General features: G+C 66.9%; 17 protein-coding genes. 11 read left to right on the top strand and 6 right to left on the bottom strand.

Going from position 1 to position 14,292, the window contains the following annotated elements; translation table 11 throughout:
• Nucleotides 1-285: 285 nt before the first annotated feature.
• Genes hda through FHT09_RS04270 form a run of 3 tightly spaced genes read right to left on the bottom strand, consistent with a single transcriptional unit; the run spans nt 286 to nt 3,268 of the window.
• Nucleotides 286-996: a DnaA regulatory inactivator Hda gene (gene hda, locus FHT09_RS04280; RefSeq protein ID WP_047129075.1), complete on the bottom strand. Its 711-nt coding sequence runs from the start codon at nt 994-996 to the stop codon at nt 286-288.
• Nucleotides 993-2,159 carry an AI-2E family transporter gene (locus FHT09_RS04275; protein ID WP_104607025.1) on the bottom strand — a complete coding sequence of 389 codons (1,167 nt, stop codon included), beginning with the start codon at nt 2,157-2,159 and terminating at the stop codon, nt 993-995. Before FHT09_RS04275 ends, hda begins: the two co-directional genes overlap by 4 nt.
• Nucleotides 2,156-3,268, bottom strand: coding sequence for a DUF2066 domain-containing protein (locus FHT09_RS04270; protein WP_104607026.1), 1,113 nt, complete (start codon nt 3,266-3,268; stop codon nt 2,156-2,158). The genes FHT09_RS04275 and FHT09_RS04270 overlap by 4 nt, the downstream gene beginning before the upstream one ends.
• A 22-nt stretch (nt 3,269-3,290) precedes the next feature.
• Between FHT09_RS04270 and purM the strand changes: the two genes are divergently transcribed.
• From purM to FHT09_RS04245, 5 genes are all read left to right on the top strand, one after another.
• A complete protein-coding gene (purM, locus tag FHT09_RS04265) occupies nt 3,291-4,424 on the top strand; it encodes a phosphoribosylformylglycinamidine cyclo-ligase (protein WP_184416861.1) in 1,134 nt (377 codons plus the stop codon).
• A 14-nt stretch (nt 4,425-4,438) separates the two neighbouring features.
• Nucleotides 4,439-4,897, top strand: coding sequence for a hypothetical protein (locus FHT09_RS04260; RefSeq protein WP_102585016.1), 459 nt, complete (start codon nt 4,439-4,441; stop codon nt 4,895-4,897).
• A 36-nt stretch (nt 4,898-4,933) separates the two neighbouring features.
• Entirely contained in the window at nt 4,934-5,587 is a 654-nt protein-coding gene (gene purN, locus FHT09_RS04255) for a phosphoribosylglycinamide formyltransferase (protein ID WP_104607024.1), read from the top strand.
• A gap of 65 nt (nt 5,588-5,652) precedes the next feature.
• Nucleotides 5,653-6,480, top strand: coding sequence for a DUF3108 domain-containing protein (locus FHT09_RS04250; RefSeq protein WP_104607023.1), 828 nt, complete (start codon nt 5,653-5,655; stop codon nt 6,478-6,480).
• Nucleotides 6,481-6,483: 3 nt separating this feature from the next.
• A complete protein-coding gene (locus FHT09_RS04245) occupies nt 6,484-7,167 on the top strand; it encodes a DUF3108 domain-containing protein (RefSeq protein WP_104535948.1) in 684 nt (227 codons plus the stop codon).
• Nucleotides 7,168-7,384: 217 nt separating this feature from the next.
• Here FHT09_RS04245 and FHT09_RS04240 read toward each other — a convergent pair whose 3' ends face one another.
• From FHT09_RS04240 to FHT09_RS04230, 3 genes are all read right to left on the bottom strand, one after another.
• Nucleotides 7,385-7,708: a hypothetical protein gene (locus FHT09_RS04240; protein WP_104607022.1), complete on the bottom strand. Its 324-nt coding sequence runs from the start codon at nt 7,706-7,708 to the stop codon at nt 7,385-7,387.
• Nucleotides 7,705-8,979 carry a UDP-N-acetylglucosamine 1-carboxyvinyltransferase gene (gene murA, locus FHT09_RS04235; RefSeq protein WP_104607021.1) on the bottom strand — a complete coding sequence of 425 codons (1,275 nt, stop codon included), beginning with the start codon at nt 8,977-8,979 and terminating at the stop codon, nt 7,705-7,707. Before murA ends, FHT09_RS04240 begins: the two co-directional genes overlap by 4 nt.
• A 120-nt stretch (nt 8,980-9,099) precedes the next feature.
• Nucleotides 9,100-9,327 (bottom strand): BolA family protein, encoded by a 228-nt coding sequence (locus tag FHT09_RS04230; protein ID WP_016905061.1) that lies wholly within the window; start codon nt 9,325-9,327, stop codon nt 9,100-9,102.
• A gap of 53 nt (nt 9,328-9,380) precedes the next feature.
• Here FHT09_RS04230 and FHT09_RS04225 point away from each other — a divergent pair, with 53 nt between their 5' ends.
• The 6 genes from FHT09_RS04225 to FHT09_RS04200 are packed head-to-tail and all read left to right on the top strand — an operon-like array spanning nt 9,381 to nt 14,289.
• Entirely contained in the window at nt 9,381-10,382 is a 1,002-nt protein-coding gene (locus FHT09_RS04225; protein ID WP_104607020.1) for a KpsF/GutQ family sugar-phosphate isomerase, read from the top strand.
• A 49-nt stretch (nt 10,383-10,431) separates the two neighbouring features.
• Complete coding sequence (locus FHT09_RS04220; RefSeq protein ID WP_104607019.1) at nt 10,432-10,980, top strand: HAD hydrolase family protein; 549 nt, start codon at nt 10,432-10,434, stop codon at nt 10,978-10,980.
• Nucleotides 10,977-11,552, top strand: a complete 576-nt coding sequence (lptC, locus tag FHT09_RS04215) for an LPS export ABC transporter periplasmic protein LptC (protein WP_047126938.1) — start codon at nt 10,977-10,979, stop codon at nt 11,550-11,552. The genes FHT09_RS04220 and lptC overlap by 4 nt, the downstream gene beginning before the upstream one ends.
• Entirely contained in the window at nt 11,530-12,090 is a 561-nt protein-coding gene (gene lptA / locus FHT09_RS04210) for a lipopolysaccharide transport periplasmic protein LptA (protein WP_104607018.1), read from the top strand. The genes lptC and lptA overlap by 23 nt, the downstream gene beginning before the upstream one ends.
• Nucleotides 12,090-12,809 (top strand): LPS export ABC transporter ATP-binding protein, encoded by a 720-nt coding sequence (lptB, locus tag FHT09_RS04205; protein ID WP_047126940.1) that lies wholly within the window; start codon nt 12,090-12,092, stop codon nt 12,807-12,809. The genes lptA and lptB overlap by 1 nt, the downstream gene beginning before the upstream one ends.
• Nucleotides 12,810-12,849: 40 nt before the next feature.
• Nucleotides 12,850-14,289, top strand: coding sequence for an RNA polymerase factor sigma-54 (locus tag FHT09_RS04200; protein ID WP_104607017.1), 1,440 nt, complete (start codon nt 12,850-12,852; stop codon nt 14,287-14,289).
• Nucleotides 14,290-14,292: the final 3 nt, after the last annotated feature.

Raw genomic sequence — 14,292 nt, 5'->3', positions numbered from 1 at the left:
ACCGCCGCTCCTGCTGTGATCCATGCACACCGACCATCCCGACGGGTCCTTGCCCGCCCACCATCGCGGGACTTTACGCGGCATGGATGCCGCGTAAGAGCCTACATGGACGTACTTGCGGCGTGTCCCGCGATGGTGGGCGGGCAAGGGCCATGCAGCAGAGCCACAGACCATCTGCTTTAAAAGCTTTAGGCGTTGTGCCTCGAGTGCCTGGACACTGCGATAGATGCAGATGGGAAGCGCAAAGCAGCCCGTGCCTGTCTAGCGGTGAGCGGGATAATTCCGTCAGCTGCTCGACGAGCCGCGGTCCTCCAGCACCCGCCGCAGAAACGGCACGGTGATGCGGCGCTTGGCAGCGAGCGACTCGCGATCCAGCCGGTCCAGCAATGCCACCAGTCCGGCCAGTTCACGCTCGCTGTGGGTCAGCAGCCAGTCGATTGCCGCTTCGTCCAATGCCAGCCCGCGCCGTTGCGCACGATCGCGCAATACCGCCGCGCGCCCGGCGTCGTCGAGCACGGGCAGGCTGACGCGGATGCACTGCGACAGCCGCGAGCGCAGATCCGGCAACACCAATGCCAGGCCGTCTGGCATGTGCCGTGCGGTGTATAGCAAGGTGGTGCCGGCAGCACGCGCGCGGTTGTGGAAATCGAACAGCGCCACCTCGTCGTCGCGCTGTCCGGCGACGCTCTCCACGCCATCCAATGCGACCAGGCTGCGCCCTTCCAGCGCCTCGAGCGCATCGCGCAACCGGCCCGTGGCGGCATGCAGAGGCAGGTACGCCGGGGCACGCCCGGCCTGCTCGGCGGCAGCGCACAACGACAACGCCAGATGCGTCTTACCGGTGCCGGCGGGGCCGGCCAGATACAGCCAGTCGTTCACCTGCCCGATCGCCAACGCCTGCAGTTGCGACAGCAGGCCGTCGGGCGGGGCGATGTAACTATCGAATCGCTGATCGGGCGGCGCGCGTAACGCCAGTGGCAACTGCGGAACGCTCACAACCGATCCGTGTCCTTGCTTGGGTCGATGATCACGCTGCGCTCGTTGGTGGACTGCAGCACGATACCGGCGCGTTCGCCCGCATACAGATCGCTGCGCGTGTACTGCTCATGCGCATAGCGCAGCAGCACATTGGCCACCGCCGCCACCGGCAACGCCAGCAGCATGCCCAGGAAGCCGAACAACTGGCCGCCCGCCATCACCGCGAAGATCACCGCCACCGGATGCAGGCCGATCTTGTCGCCGACGATGCGCGGCGTCAGTACATAGCTTTCGAGCAACTGGCCGACGGTGAACACCACCCCGACGCCGATCAGCAGCTTCAGGTCGAAACCCTGCGCCTGCACCACCGCCGCCAGCAGGGCGAGCACGATGCCGGTGGTGGCGCCCAGATACGGAATGAAGCTGATCAGGCCGGCGATGATGCCGATCAACAGGCCCAGATTGAGCCCGATGATGGACAGCCCGGCGGCGTAGATCGCCCCCAGCGCCAGCATCACCAGGAACTGGCCGCGGATGAAGCCACCCAGCACGTCGTTGGATTCCTGTGCCAGCCGGCTCACGGTGCCGATGTAGGCGCGCGGAATGACCGCAGCCACACGCTCGACCAGACGGTCCCAGTCGCGCAGGAAGTAGAACGCCAGGATCGGCAGCAACGCCAGGTTGATCACCCAGGTCACCATCGCAAAGCCCGACCGCTGCACATAGCCGAAGAAGGTCTTGGCGGCGCCGCCGGCCTGTTCCCAGTGGCTGCGGATCCAGTCGATCAGACGCTCCGGGTCCAGCCAGCCCATCAGCTCCACGCCGGTCTTGGCTTCCAGCCACGGGATGGCGGTACTGATCGCCCAGGCACGCATCTGCGGCAGCGCATCGATCAGCGTCATGATCTGGCGCTCGATCATCGGCACCAGAATCATCAGCGCCAGCACGAACAGCAGCAGCGCCAGCACGAACACCAGCACCACCGCGATGTTGCGCGAGCGGCCGGCGCGCTCGATGCGGTCCACCAGCGGGTCGCCCAGCCAGGCCAGCAGCAGCGCCAGCACGAACGGCGTCAGGATCGGCGACAGCAGCGATACCACCCACAACGCGCCGACAGTCACCGCCACCCATTGCAGGCGACGCAAAAACAGGGCGATTTCGGCTTCCGGAGTCAAAGTCATTTCAGGCGGTACTCGGCGTGCTCGTTTTCGAGAATGATCGGGCCCTCGGTCGGCACCGAAACGGGAACCAATGGGCTGTTGTCGCCGAGCATACGGTTGAGACCGGAAATGCCCGTGAGCAATTCAAGATCCACTTCCATGCGGTCGCCGTTGGCACTGACCGGGCGGATGCTGCGCACCACCGAGACGCCCTGCAGCGCGGCAGAGATGCGCAGGTAATCGTCGGCGCTGCCGATGCCGGTGATCACCGCCCGGTAGACCCCGGGCACACCCGAGTCCACGCGCTTGGCGTAGCGCTTGACCAGGGCATCGGCCGCGCCGTCGGCGCCGGCAGCCATCGCGCGACGCGCGTCGCCGTCGCTGCTGGTCCAGCTGGACAGCACGTTGCCGTTGTCGACGAAGACCCAGTCGGCAGTCCAGCCGGCGTCATTGCGGTAGAGCTTGCCGATCAACTGCATCGGCGGGCTGTACTTGGCCGACGCGCGCGCCACCGCAGCGGTGTCCTTGCGCCAGATCGCGCCGGCCAGCACCTGCTCGGCAGCCGCTCCGCCCGGCAGGCCGAGCCGGTAGCCGCGCTCGATCGCCCGGTCCAGCACGCTGCGCGCGGCGTTGGCCTGCGCCACACCGACCAAACGCGGGCCGCTGCCGTCATCGATGGCCAGCCACAGCACCGGCTTGGGCCGCGGCAGCGGCCACACCGGCAGGCCCAATGCGGCGATCAGGCCATCCACGTCCGATTGCCGGAAGCGCGCCACCAGCACGGTGCGGAAGGTCGGCGCGCCGGTGCGCGAGGTGCCCTGGTCCTGACGGTAATCGTAGTTTTCGACATAGCTCGGCGCGCTGCGCAGTGCCTGCGAAACCCCCGGGCGGCTCATCACACCACGGTCGCCGGACACCTTGCCCAGCACCGCGCCGAGCGCGCGCGCCAGCGCACCGGGGCGATCGGACTCGCTCTGGCTGTTGACCGGCACTTCGGCCTCGTAGGCACTTTGCGCCTTGGCGACGTCGCCTTCGGTGCGTAGATCGGCCTGCGCAAGGGCTGGCGCGAGGGGCATGGCGACCACGAGGGCGAGAAAGAAAGCGAGACTGCGGCGCATCGACGGTTCCATGACTTAAGCGTATCCGGGTGAATTGTTGCCCGAATGGGACGCCAGCGCCAACGTGGCTGCTAAAATCGCCGCCTTTACAGCCGAGCCCTCCCCGCCCGTGACCAGCCCAACGCCCTCCAATCCCTCGCCCATGACCTACCGTGAGGCAGGTGTCGACATCGATGCCGGCAATGCATTGGTTGAACGCATCAAGCCGCTGGTCAAGCGCAGCTTCCGGCCGGAGGTGATGGGTGGCCTGGGCGGTTTTGGTGCCTTGTTCGACCTGTCCGGCAAGTACCGGGAGCCGGTGCTGGTGTCCGGCACCGACGGCGTCGGCACCAAGCTCAAGCTGGCGCAGCAGCTGGGCCGGCATGACACCATCGGCATCGACCTGGTCGGCATGTGCGTCAACGACGTGCTGGTGCAGGGTGCCGAGCCGTTGTTTTTCCTGGATTATTTCGCCACCGGCAAGCTGGACGTGGACACCGCCGCGGCGGTGGTCGGCGGCATCGCGCGCGGCTGCGAGCTGTCCGGCTGCGCCCTGATCGGCGGCGAAACCGCCGAGATGCCCGACATGTATCCGCCGGGCGAATACGACCTGGCCGGCTTCACGGTCGGCGCGGTGGAAAAATCGCAGCTGCTGGACGGTGCGCAGGTGCGCGCGGGCGACGTGCTGATCGGCATCGCCTCGTCCGGCCCTCATTCCAATGGCTACTCGCTGATCCGCAAGATCTACGAACGTGCCGGCACCCCCGCCGAGCTGGTGCTGGACGACGGCGTCAAGCTGATCGATGCGCTGATGGCGCCGACCGCGCTGTACGTCAAGCCGGTCCTGGCGCTGCTCAAGTCGCATCGCGACAGTATCCACGCCATGGCGCACATCACCGGCGGCGGGCTGACCGAAAACATCATCCGGGTGATCCCCGACGGCCTGGGCCTGGACATCGACGCCAAGGCCTGGACGCTGCCGCCGGTGTTCGCCTGGCTGCAGCGCGAAGGCGCGGTGGCCGATGCCGAAATGTGGCGCACCTTCAACTGCGGCATCGGCTTCGTGCTGATCGCCGCACCCGAGCGGGCTGCCGCGCTGGAACAGGCACTGGATGCGCAGTCGCTGGCGCATTGGCGCATCGGCCAGGTGGTCCCGGCACAGGGCGACGTGCGCGTGCGGATCGGTTGATCGAGGAGAGCTGCATGGACGCTTCCCCACGCGCACTGCCGGCATCGGCCAGCGCTGACGATCTCCAGCATCTGAAACTGCTGTCGGTCTTTCACTATGTGCTGGCCGCCATCACTGCGCTGTTTTCGCTTTTCCCGTTGATCCATCTATTCATGGGCATTGCAATCATCACCGGGCACCTGCCCATGACAAATGCCAATGCGGACGCACCATCGATGGATCCGCGATTGTTCGGCTGGTTCTTCGTGGTGTTCGCGGCCGTGTTCATTGGCTGCGGCCTGACGCTGGCGGCGTTCATGGCCTACGCGGGCCGCTGCATCGCCCAGCGCAGACGGCATCTGCTGTGCCTGATCGTGGCCGGCATTTCCTGCTCCTTCATGCCGTTCGGCACCGTCGTCGGCGTGTTTACGCTGGTGGTGCTGCTGCGCCCGCAGGTCAAGGCCTTGTTCGCTCCGACCGCCACCGCAGCGTGACGCGCACTGCCCCATGACTTCAGCGAACCCGACCCCATGAGCCTGCGTCTGGCCGTCCTGGCCTCCGGCCGTGGCAGCAACCTGCAGGCCATCCTGGATGCCATCGCCAGCGGCCGGCTGCGGGCCGAGCTCGTCGGCGTGTTTTCCGATCGCCCGCAGGCGCCGGCACTGCACAAGGTCGATGCGGCATTGCGCTGGAGCGCCAGCCCGCGCGACTTCGCCGACCGCGCGGCCTTCGACGCTGCGCTGGGCGATGCGATCGCCGCCGCGCAGCCGGACTGGGTGATCTGCGCCGGCTACATGCGCATCCTCGGCGAGCCGCTGGTGCGTCGCTTCGCCGGGCGCATGCTCAACATCCATCCCTCCCTGCTGCCCAAGTACCGCGGCCTGCATACCCATGCCCGCGCACTGGAGGCCGGCGATGCCGAACATGGCGCCAGCGTGCATCTGGTGGTGCCGGAACTGGATGCCGGCACGGTGATCGCGCAGGCGCGCGTGCCGGTGCTGCCCGACGACAGCGCCGAGCAACTGGCCGCACGCGTGCTGGCGCGCGAACACCCCCTGCTGCTGGCCACGCTGGACCTGCTCGCCAGCGGGCGCGTGCAGGTGCGTGGCGATGGCGTCCATATCGACGGTCAGTGCCTGTTTACGCCACTGCGACTAGAGTCCGCTGACACCGCATTCGCCTGAATGCGGATACGCCCTCCTCATCCTGTCTCGGACATCCTGGCGGTCCCGTTCCCCGCTCTCAGCGCATGAAATTCCTACCGATCGCCACCGCGCTGTTGACCACCGCCCTGCTCGCCCCGGCCGGCGCCGGCCGTGCGCAACAGGCGCCTGCGGTGCCTGCGCCGGCGGCCCCTGCTCCAGGCGCTGCGCCACCAGCGGTGCCGGCCTCTGCAGCTTCCCTACCTGCCGGCACCTGGACGCCGCCGCCACTGCAACCCTTCGTGGCCACCTACCAGGCGTTCTACCGCGGCAAGGAGGCCGGCGATGCCACCATGCAGGTCAGCAACAGTGAAGGCAGCCAGTGGCGTATCGACATGTCGGTGCGTGGCCGCAAGGGTTTTGCCAGCATCCTGGGTTTGAACCTGGAACAGAGCACGGTGTTCCGCGTCGATGGCGACACCTACGTGCCGTTGAGTCAGAGCACCGTGCGCAAGGCAATGTTCTTCGGCAAGAAGGTCACCGGCGTCTATAACTGGCAGACCGCCAGCGCCCAGTGGGACGGCGATCTGAAGAAGGAGCGCCAGCAGGCGATTCCGCTGCAGCGCGGCGATCAGAGCGCGCTGTCGCTGAACCTGTCACTGATGCGCGATGCGCAACCCGGGCGCAGCCTGAGCTATCGCTACGTCGATGTCGGCCGGGTGCGTAAGTACGACTACAAGGCCGCCGATGCCACCGAAGTGGTGCAGGTCGGCGACCTGAGCTACGACGCGTTGCGCGTGTACCGCGTCAACAGCGGCGACAACGAAACCATCCTCTGGATCGCCAACGGAGTTCCTACCCCGGTGCGCATCCTGCAACGTGACAAAGGTGAGGATCAGGTCGATCTACGCCTGGTCGAGTATCAAGGAGCCTGACCCATGCACACCGTTTCCCGCACCTGTTCGCTGATCGCCGCCGCCGCACTGGCGGTGGCCAGCCTGCCCGCGTTCGCCCTGCAGCCGTTCCAGGCCGATTATTCGGCCAACTACATGGGCATGCAGGCCAACGGCACCATGACCCTGGCCGCCGCCGGTGCCAATCAGTGGCGCTACACGCTCACCATCCAGAACCAGCTGGCCAACCTGACCCAGAGCACGGTGTTCGAAGAGAGCAGCGGCCAATTGCGCCCGGTCAGCAGCAACGACACCTCGTCGATGATGGTCAAGCGCCGCAACGTCACCGCCAATTACGATTGGAAGACCAGCCAGGCGACCTGGGGCGGCGACATCAAGCCGGACCGCCGTGGCCCGGTGAAATTGCAGCCCGGCGACATGGATGCGCTGCTGATCAACCTGGCGATCACCCGCGACCTGGCCGCCGGCAAGCCGCTGAACTACCGCATGGTCGACGAAGGCCGCATCAAGCCGATGAGCTACAAGGTGGTCGGCAAGGAAACCATCACCGTCAACGGCAAGCAGGAACAGGCGACCAAGGTGTCGCGCGTGGACGGGGACAAGGAATTGATCGCCTGGGTGGTCAAGGACCTGCCGGTGCCGGCGCGCCTGCTGCAGAAGGAAAAAGGCCAGGACGCACTGGATCTGACCATCAAGGGCCTGCGCTAAGCGCCAGGCGCGCCTGGTAGGAGCGGAGCGTGCCCGCGCGCGACGGGGCTTTATCGGTGACGCCCCGTCGCGCGCGGGCACGCTCCTACCGGGGCATGGGATCTGTTCGGCAGGCACCTGCCTCCGACAGCGATGAAGAGCCCGGCTGCAAGCCGGGCTTTTTCCATTCCGACCGGCGTACGGCGGACGCTGCGCAGCACGCAGAAACGCTCGACCCTCAGGGCTTGGCCGCCGCCTTGTCGTCGCCGCTGGAGAACACCGTGTGGCAGTCCACGCGGATCTGCTCGCCGTTGCTGCGCCAATAGAACAGATCGCAATGGCGCTTGCCGTCGACGGTCTTCTTGACTGCCACCGCATAGAACGACTGCGCAATCTCGTCGCGGCTGGCGGTGCCGTCGTTGTTCCAGTCCATGTCCTTGAACTCGACGCCCTGGGTGATCGCCATGCCCACCGACCAGGCATACGCAAGCCACGCCAGGATCAGCACGATCACGCCGAGCAGGATCTTGCGCCGGGTGGTGAACCGCCCGCGCAGGATCATGCGATGCGCCGGATGGTCGCGCCCAGCGCCCCCAGCTTCTCCTCGATGTTTTCGTAGCCACGGTCCAGGTGGTAGATGCGATCGATGGTGGTGTCGCCGTCGGCCACCAGGCCGGCCAGGATCAGCGACGCCGAGGCGCGCAGGTCGGTCGCCATCACCGGCGCGCCACTGAGGCGCTCGGCGCCGCGCACGATCGCGGCATGGCCCTCGACCTGGATGTCCGCGCCCAGGCGCAGCAGTTCGTTGACGTGCATGAAACGGTTTTCGAAGATGGTCTCGTTGATCACGCCCACGCCGTCGGCCACGCAGTTGAGCGCCATGAATTGCGCCTGCATGTCGGTGGGGAACGCCGGGTATGGCGCCGTGGTCAGGTTGACCGCGCGCGGGCGCTTGCCGTGCATGTCCAGCGTGATGCTGTCAGCGGTGGTGGTGATGCTGGCGCCTGCTTCGGTGAGCTTGTCCAGCACCGCGTCCAGGGTGTCCGGACGGGCACGACGCACGGTGACGCTGCCGCCGGTCATCGCCGCAGCGACCAGGAAGGTGCCGGTCTCGATGCGATCCGGCAGCACCGCATGATGCCCGCCGCCCAGGCGCTCGACGCCCTGCACCACGATACGCGGCGTGCCGGCGCCTTCGATCTGCGCACCGAGCGCGATCAGGCAGTCGGCCAGGTCGGTGACTTCCGGCTCCATTGCCGCATTTTCCAGCACGGTGGTGCCTTCGGCGAGCACGGCGGCCATCAGCACGTTCTCGGTACCGGTGACGCTGACCATGTCGAACACGTAGCGGCCGCCCTTCAGGCGCCCGTTGCTGGTGGCCTTGATGTAGCCGTTCTCGACGCTGATCTCCGCACCCAGCGCCTGCAGGCCCTTGATGTGCTGGTCGACCGGGCGCGAGCCGATCGCGCAGCCGCCTGGCAGCGACACCTCGGCGCTGCCGTAGCGCGCCAGCAGCGGGCCGAGCACCAGGATCGAGGCGCGCATGGTCTTGACCAGCTCGTAGGGCGCGACCTGATGGGTGACCGAGCGCGGGTCGACCAGGATCGAGCGGCCCTTGGCCAGCGTGCCTTCGTCGATGGTGACCTCCGCGCCCAGCTCGCTGAGCAGCTTCACCGTGGTGATCACATCGTGCAGGTGCGGCACGTTGCTGATCTCCACCGGCGCATCGGCCAGCAGGGTCGCGCACAGGATGGGCAGCACCGCGTTCTTGGCGCCGGAAATATTGACCTCACCGTGCAGCGCTTGGCCGCCGGTCACTACGATTTTTGCCATGGGAGCTTGGGAAATCCGAAAAGGGATGTCGGGGGAAAGGTAAGGAGCGCCTGGAGCCGGCCGGGCACTTGGCAGTCGGGGCGGATGCACAGCCCGACCAGCCCAAGGTCCGACAGACGCTCAGCCTTCGTCGGGCGTCAGCGTCTTGAGCTGCAGTGCGTGGATCGCGCCGCCCATCAGTTCGCCCAGGGTCGCGTAGACCATGCGGTGGCGCGCCAACGGGGCCTTGCCGGCGAATGCGGGGCTGATTACGGTCGCCTCGAAGTGCACGCCGTCGTCGCCGTGCACGTCGACGCGGGCTTCGGGCAAGCCGGATTCGATGAGTTTACGGATGGTTTCGGCGTCCAAGGGGCGTTTCCTCATAAAATGAGCGCACATTCTACTCTTCACCCGAGTCCCGCATGGCCGTCTCGCACCTGCCCTCCGCCACCGTCAGCGACGCCAGCCTGATCGCCAGCGGCCAGCGCGTGCTGGAGATCGAGCGCGAGGCGCTGGCCAGTGTGGGCGCGCGGATCGGCAGCGACTTTGCCGCAGCCTGCCGGCTGGTGCTGGCTTCGCGCGGGCGCGTGGTGGCCACCGGCATGGGCAAATCCGGGCATATCGCGCGCAAGATCGCCGCCACCCTGGCCTCCACCGGCACGCCGGCGTTCTTCGTGCACCCGGGCGAAGCCGGGCACGGCGATCTGGGCATGATCACCGAGGCCGACATCGTGCTGGCACTGTCCTATTCCGGCGAATCGGACGAAGTGCGCATGCTGCTGCCGGTGCTCAAGCGCCAGGGCAACCCGATCATTGCCATGACCGGGCGCCCGAGCTCGTCGCTGGCCCAGGCCGCCGACGTGCACCTGGATGTGAGCGTGTCCGCCGAAGCCTGCCCGCTGCATCTGGCGCCCACCTCCAGCACCACCGCCTCGCTGGCGCTGGGCGATGCGCTGGCCGTGGCGCTGCTGGACGCGCGCGGCTTCACCGCCGACGACTTTGCGCGCTCGCATCCGGCCGGCAGTCTCGGCCGGCGCCTGTTGCTGCATATCACCGACGTGATGCACAGCGGCGATGACCTGCCGCGCGTGCGCCAGGACGCCAGCCTGAGCGAGGCGCTAATGGAAATGAGCCGGAAGCGGCTGGGCATGACCGCCGTGGTCGATCACGACGGGCGCCTGATCGGCCTGTTCACCGACGGCGATCTGCGCCGCGCGCTGGACAGCGACATCGACGTGCGCAGCGCCAGCATCGCGCAGGTGATGACGCGCAACCCACGCACCATCGGTGCCGACCAGCTGGCCGCCGAAGCCGCGCGGCTGATGGAGGATTACAAGATCACCGGTTTGATCGTGGTCGACGCGCAGCAGCGCGCGGTGGGCGCATTGAACATTCACGACCTGTTGCGCGCCAAAGTGGTTTAACAGGTTCAGTTTTCTACCGTTGGAACCCCGTTCTCACCGATTCGTGCCGATGCCCTATTCCCCTTTGCAGCACCTGCCCGCCGACTTGATCGACCGCGCCGCGCGCATCCGCCTGGCCTGTTTCGACGTCGACGGCACCCTGACCGACGGCCGTCTGTACTACGACCACGCCGGCAACGAAAGCAAGTCGTTCAATGTGCTCGACGGCCAGGGACTCAAGCAGCTTGATCATGCTGGCATCCATGTCGCGCTGATCACCGCGCGCGCCAGCCTGTCGGCGGAAAAGCGCGGCCAGGATCTGGGTCTGCATGTGCAGATCGGGGTCAGGAACAAGCGCCTGGCGGTGCTGGCCCTGTGCCAGGAGCACGGCCTGTCGCTGGACCAGGTGTTGTTCATGGGCGACGACCTGCCCGACCTGCCGGCCCTGCTGGCGGTCGGCCTGCCGGTGGCGCCCGCCGGCGCGCACCCGTTGATCGCCGAGCGCGTGCAGTGGCATACCCGGGCACGTGGGGGCGAAGGTGCCGCGCGCGAGGTCTGCGACGTGGTGCTTGCCGCGCAAGGCCAGATCGAGGGCATCATCGAAAGGTTTTCCGCATGAGCTGGAACTGGCGCAGCACCCTGGGCGTGGCGCTGTTTGCCGCCGCAGTGATTTCCGGCTGGTCGGCCTGGCAGCAGCGCGCGCGCCCGGTTGCCGAGGCGGTGGACGATTCGCGTGCCGACTATGTGCTACGCGACTTCGAACTGATTGCGCTGGACAAGGAAACCGGCAAGGAATCGATGACGCTGCGTGCGCCGGAAATGCATCGCAACCGCGCCGATCGCACCTCCGAGGTCACCACCCCGGTGTTCCTATTGCCCGACAACGCCAATCAACCCTGGACACTGCGCTCCAAGACCGGCTGGATCAGCCCCAAAGGCGATGAGCTGCGCCTGCGCGGCGATGTCGAGGGCGACAGCCCCACCGGCGGCGCAACCCCACCGACCACGTTCCGCACCCAGAGCCTGGACGTGTTCCCGCAGCAGAATCTCGCCAAGACCGCTGCTCCGGTGAGCATGAGCCGACCGGGTATCATGCAAAGCGGGGTCGGCTTCGAGGCCGATCTCAAATCACGCCAGTACAAGCTCCTTTCCCAGGTCAAGACCCGTTATGAACCGAATGCTGCCCGCTAGACTGGCGTTTGCCGCGCTGCTGCTGCCCGCCCTTGCGTTGGCCAAGACCAGCGATCGCAATCAGCCGATGGCGATCGATTCCAATGCCAACGACTGCAACATGCTCGACGACAGCGGCAAGTGCCGCTTCAGCGGCAATGTGGTGATCACCCAGGGCACGCTGGAAATCCACGCCGACACCGCCGACATCTTCCAGAAGAACGGCCAGACCGACCGCGTCGTACTGACCGGCAAGCAGGCCACGCTGAAGCAGCAGATGGACGACGGCGCGATGATGAACGGCCAGGCCGACAACATCGAGTACCAGGTCGCCAACGAAGTCATCGTGCTGACCGGCAACTACAAGGTCGACTCGCCCAAGGGCACCAATGCAGGTCAGCGCATGGTCTACAACACCAAGACCGGCAACATGCAGAGCGGCGGCGACGGCAGCCGCGTGCGCACCATCATCCAGCCCAAGACTGCGGCGCCGGCAGCAGCAACGCCTGCGGCAACGCCGGCCGCCAAACCCGCTGCCAAGCCGCAGGGGAAGAAGTAATGCTGGTCGCCACCGGTCTGCGCAAGAAATACAAGCAGCGCGAAGTGGTCAAGGAATTCGGCCTTACGCTCGAGGCCGGCGAAGTGGTCGGCCTGCTCGGCCCCAACGGTGCCGGCAAGACCACCTGCTTCTACATGATCGTCGGTCTGGTCGAGGCCGATGCTGGGCGTATCGAGCTGGATGGCCGCGATCTCACCGCCGAGCCGATGTACGCACGCGCCAAGCTCGGTGTCGGCTACCTGCCGCAGGAGCCGTCGATCTTCCGCAAGCTCACCGTGGCCGACAACATCCGCCTGGTGCTGGAGCTGCGCGAGGAACTGGATGGCGACGGCCGCGAGAAGGAACTGGTCTCGCTGCTGGAAGAACTGCAGATCACCCACGTGGCCGACCAGCTCGGCGCCAGCCTGTCCGGCGGCGAGCGGCGGCGTTGCGAGATCGCGCGCGCGCTGGCGGCCAAGCCGCGCATGATGCTGCTCGACGAACCCTTCGCCGGCGTCGATCCGATTTCGGTCGGCGAGATCCAGCGCATCATCATTCACCTCAAGGAACGCGGCATCGGCGTGCTGATCACCGATCACAACGTGCGCGAAACCTTGGGAATCTGCGACCGCGCGTATATTCTCGCCGAGGGGGGCGTGCTGGCGCAGGGGGCACCAGATGCGCTGCTAGCCAATCCCGACGTCCGTCGCGTGTATCTGGGGGAAACTTTCCGCCTTTGAGCGCATCGCCGCGCCATCGTTTCTTCCAGTCAGTGCCCGCATGAAAGCCCGGCTCCAGACATCGCTAGGACAGCAGTTGGTCATGACGCCGCAGTTGCGTCAGGCGATCAAGCTATTGCAGATGTCCACCACCGAGCTGGAACTGGAAATCGCCGAAGCGGTGGAGACCAACCCGCTGCTGGAATGGGCCGACGAGGCCGCGCATGCGGCCAATGCGGTGCCGGTGGAAGCATCGTCGGCCGCCTCCACCGATGACGCTCCACCTCAGGAATCGGCGCCGGCCGAACGCGATGACGACTGGTCGCAGGACGAGTTGCAGTGGACCGGCTCGGGCAGTGGTGGCAGCTTCGACGACGACGAGTCCGGCGATGCCGCCGAACGCGTGGCCGAATCCGAAACGCTGGCCGACCATCTGTTGTGGCAGCTGCACCTGTCGCCGCTGTCGCCGCGCGACCGCCAGATCGGCGCGCTGCTGATCGATGCGCTGGACGAAGACGGCTACCTGCGCGAGCCGCTGTCGGCCATTCTGGAAACGCTGGCGCTCGGTGCGGCGGTGGACGAGGCCGAAGTGTTCACCGTGCTGCACCAGATCCAGCGTTTCGACCCGGTCGGCGTGGGTGCACGCAATCTTGGCGAATGCCTGGCACTGCAGCTGGCCGTGCTCGATCCGGCCACGCCGGGGCGAGAATTGGCGCTGCAGATCGTGGCCGGCCCGCTGGAGCGCCTGCCACGCAGCGGCGTGGCCGGTCTGGCGCACGAACTCAAGCGCTCCACCGCCGATGTCGACCAGGCGGTCCAGCTGGTGCGCTCGCTGGACCCGCGCCCGGGCAAGCAGATCGGCGGCCTCACCCAGGACACCTACGTGGTGCCGGACTGCGTGATCTGGCGCCAGCGCGGCGTGTGGCGGGCTTCGCTGGCCGGCCGCGCCCAGCCCAAGGTCACCATCCACCGCGGCTACGAGAATCTGATCCGCAGTTGCGGCGAGTCCGACGCCGGCTATCTACGCGGCCAGCTGCAGGAGGCGCGCTGGCTGCTCAAGAGCCTGGAGGCGCGCGGCGAAACCCTGCTGCGGGTGGTGCGCTGCCTGCTGCAGCACCAGGCCGGATTCCTGGAGTTCGGCGCGCAGGCGCTGCGGCCGCTGACCCTGCGCGAGATCGCCGGCGAGCTCGGCCTGCACGAATCGACCATTTCCCGCGCGATCGCCCGCAAATACGTGCGTACCCCGCGCGGCACCATCGCGCTACGCTCGTTCTTCGCCTCCGGCATCGACACCGACAGCGGTGGCGAGGCCTCCAGCACCGCCATCCAGGCGATGATCCGGCGCCTGATCGAGGCGGAAAACCCACGTAAACCGCTGTCCGACGCCAAGTTGGCCGATCTGTTGAAAACGTCCGGCGTACCAGTGGCGCGGCGTACCGTTGCGAAGTATCGTGAGGCCATGAACATTTCCGCCTCCCACGAACGCGTCCGTATCGCCTGACGT

It is taken from the genome of Xanthomonas sp. CFBP 8152, from assembly GCF_014199025.1.
In the GTDB taxonomy this organism is placed as follows: Bacteria; Pseudomonadota; Gammaproteobacteria; order Xanthomonadales; family Xanthomonadaceae; genus Xanthomonas; species Xanthomonas arboricola_B.
This window is presented reverse-complemented; position numbering and strand designations above follow the sequence as displayed.

Excerpts from the sequence above, each read along its gene's own strand:
- FHT09_RS04260 (WP_102585016.1), top strand. The coding sequence starts at position 4,439 with ATGGACGCTTCCCCACGCGCACTGCCGGCATCGGCCAGCGCTGACGAT.
- FHT09_RS04240 (WP_104607022.1), bottom strand. The coding sequence starts at position 7,708 with ATGATCCTGCGCGGGCGGTTCACCACCCGGCGCAAGATCCTGCTCGGC.
- FHT09_RS04220 (WP_104607019.1), top strand. The coding sequence starts at position 10,432 with ATGCCCTATTCCCCTTTGCAGCACCTGCCCGCCGACTTGATCGACCGC.
- FHT09_RS04250 (WP_104607023.1), top strand. The coding sequence starts at position 5,653 with ATGAAATTCCTACCGATCGCCACCGCGCTGTTGACCACCGCCCTGCTC.
- FHT09_RS04275 (WP_104607025.1), bottom strand. The coding sequence starts at position 2,159 with ATGACTTTGACTCCGGAAGCCGAAATCGCCCTGTTTTTGCGTCGCCTG.
- purN (WP_104607024.1), top strand. The coding sequence starts at position 4,934 with ATGAGCCTGCGTCTGGCCGTCCTGGCCTCCGGCCGTGGCAGCAACCTG.
- FHT09_RS04225 (WP_104607020.1), top strand. The coding sequence starts at position 9,381 with ATGGCCGTCTCGCACCTGCCCTCCGCCACCGTCAGCGACGCCAGCCTG.
- FHT09_RS04270 (WP_104607026.1), bottom strand. The coding sequence starts at position 3,268 with ATGGAACCGTCGATGCGCCGCAGTCTCGCTTTCTTTCTCGCCCTCGTG.
- lptC (WP_047126938.1), top strand. The coding sequence starts at position 10,977 with ATGAGCTGGAACTGGCGCAGCACCCTGGGCGTGGCGCTGTTTGCCGCC.
- lptA (WP_104607018.1), top strand. The coding sequence starts at position 11,530 with ATGAACCGAATGCTGCCCGCTAGACTGGCGTTTGCCGCGCTGCTGCTG.
- murA (WP_104607021.1), bottom strand. The coding sequence starts at position 8,979 with ATGGCAAAAATCGTAGTGACCGGCGGCCAAGCGCTGCACGGTGAGGTC.
- FHT09_RS04200 (WP_104607017.1), top strand. The coding sequence starts at position 12,850 with ATGAAAGCCCGGCTCCAGACATCGCTAGGACAGCAGTTGGTCATGACG.
- lptB (WP_047126940.1), top strand. The coding sequence starts at position 12,090 with ATGCTGGTCGCCACCGGTCTGCGCAAGAAATACAAGCAGCGCGAAGTG.
- FHT09_RS04245 (WP_104535948.1), top strand. The coding sequence starts at position 6,484 with ATGCACACCGTTTCCCGCACCTGTTCGCTGATCGCCGCCGCCGCACTG.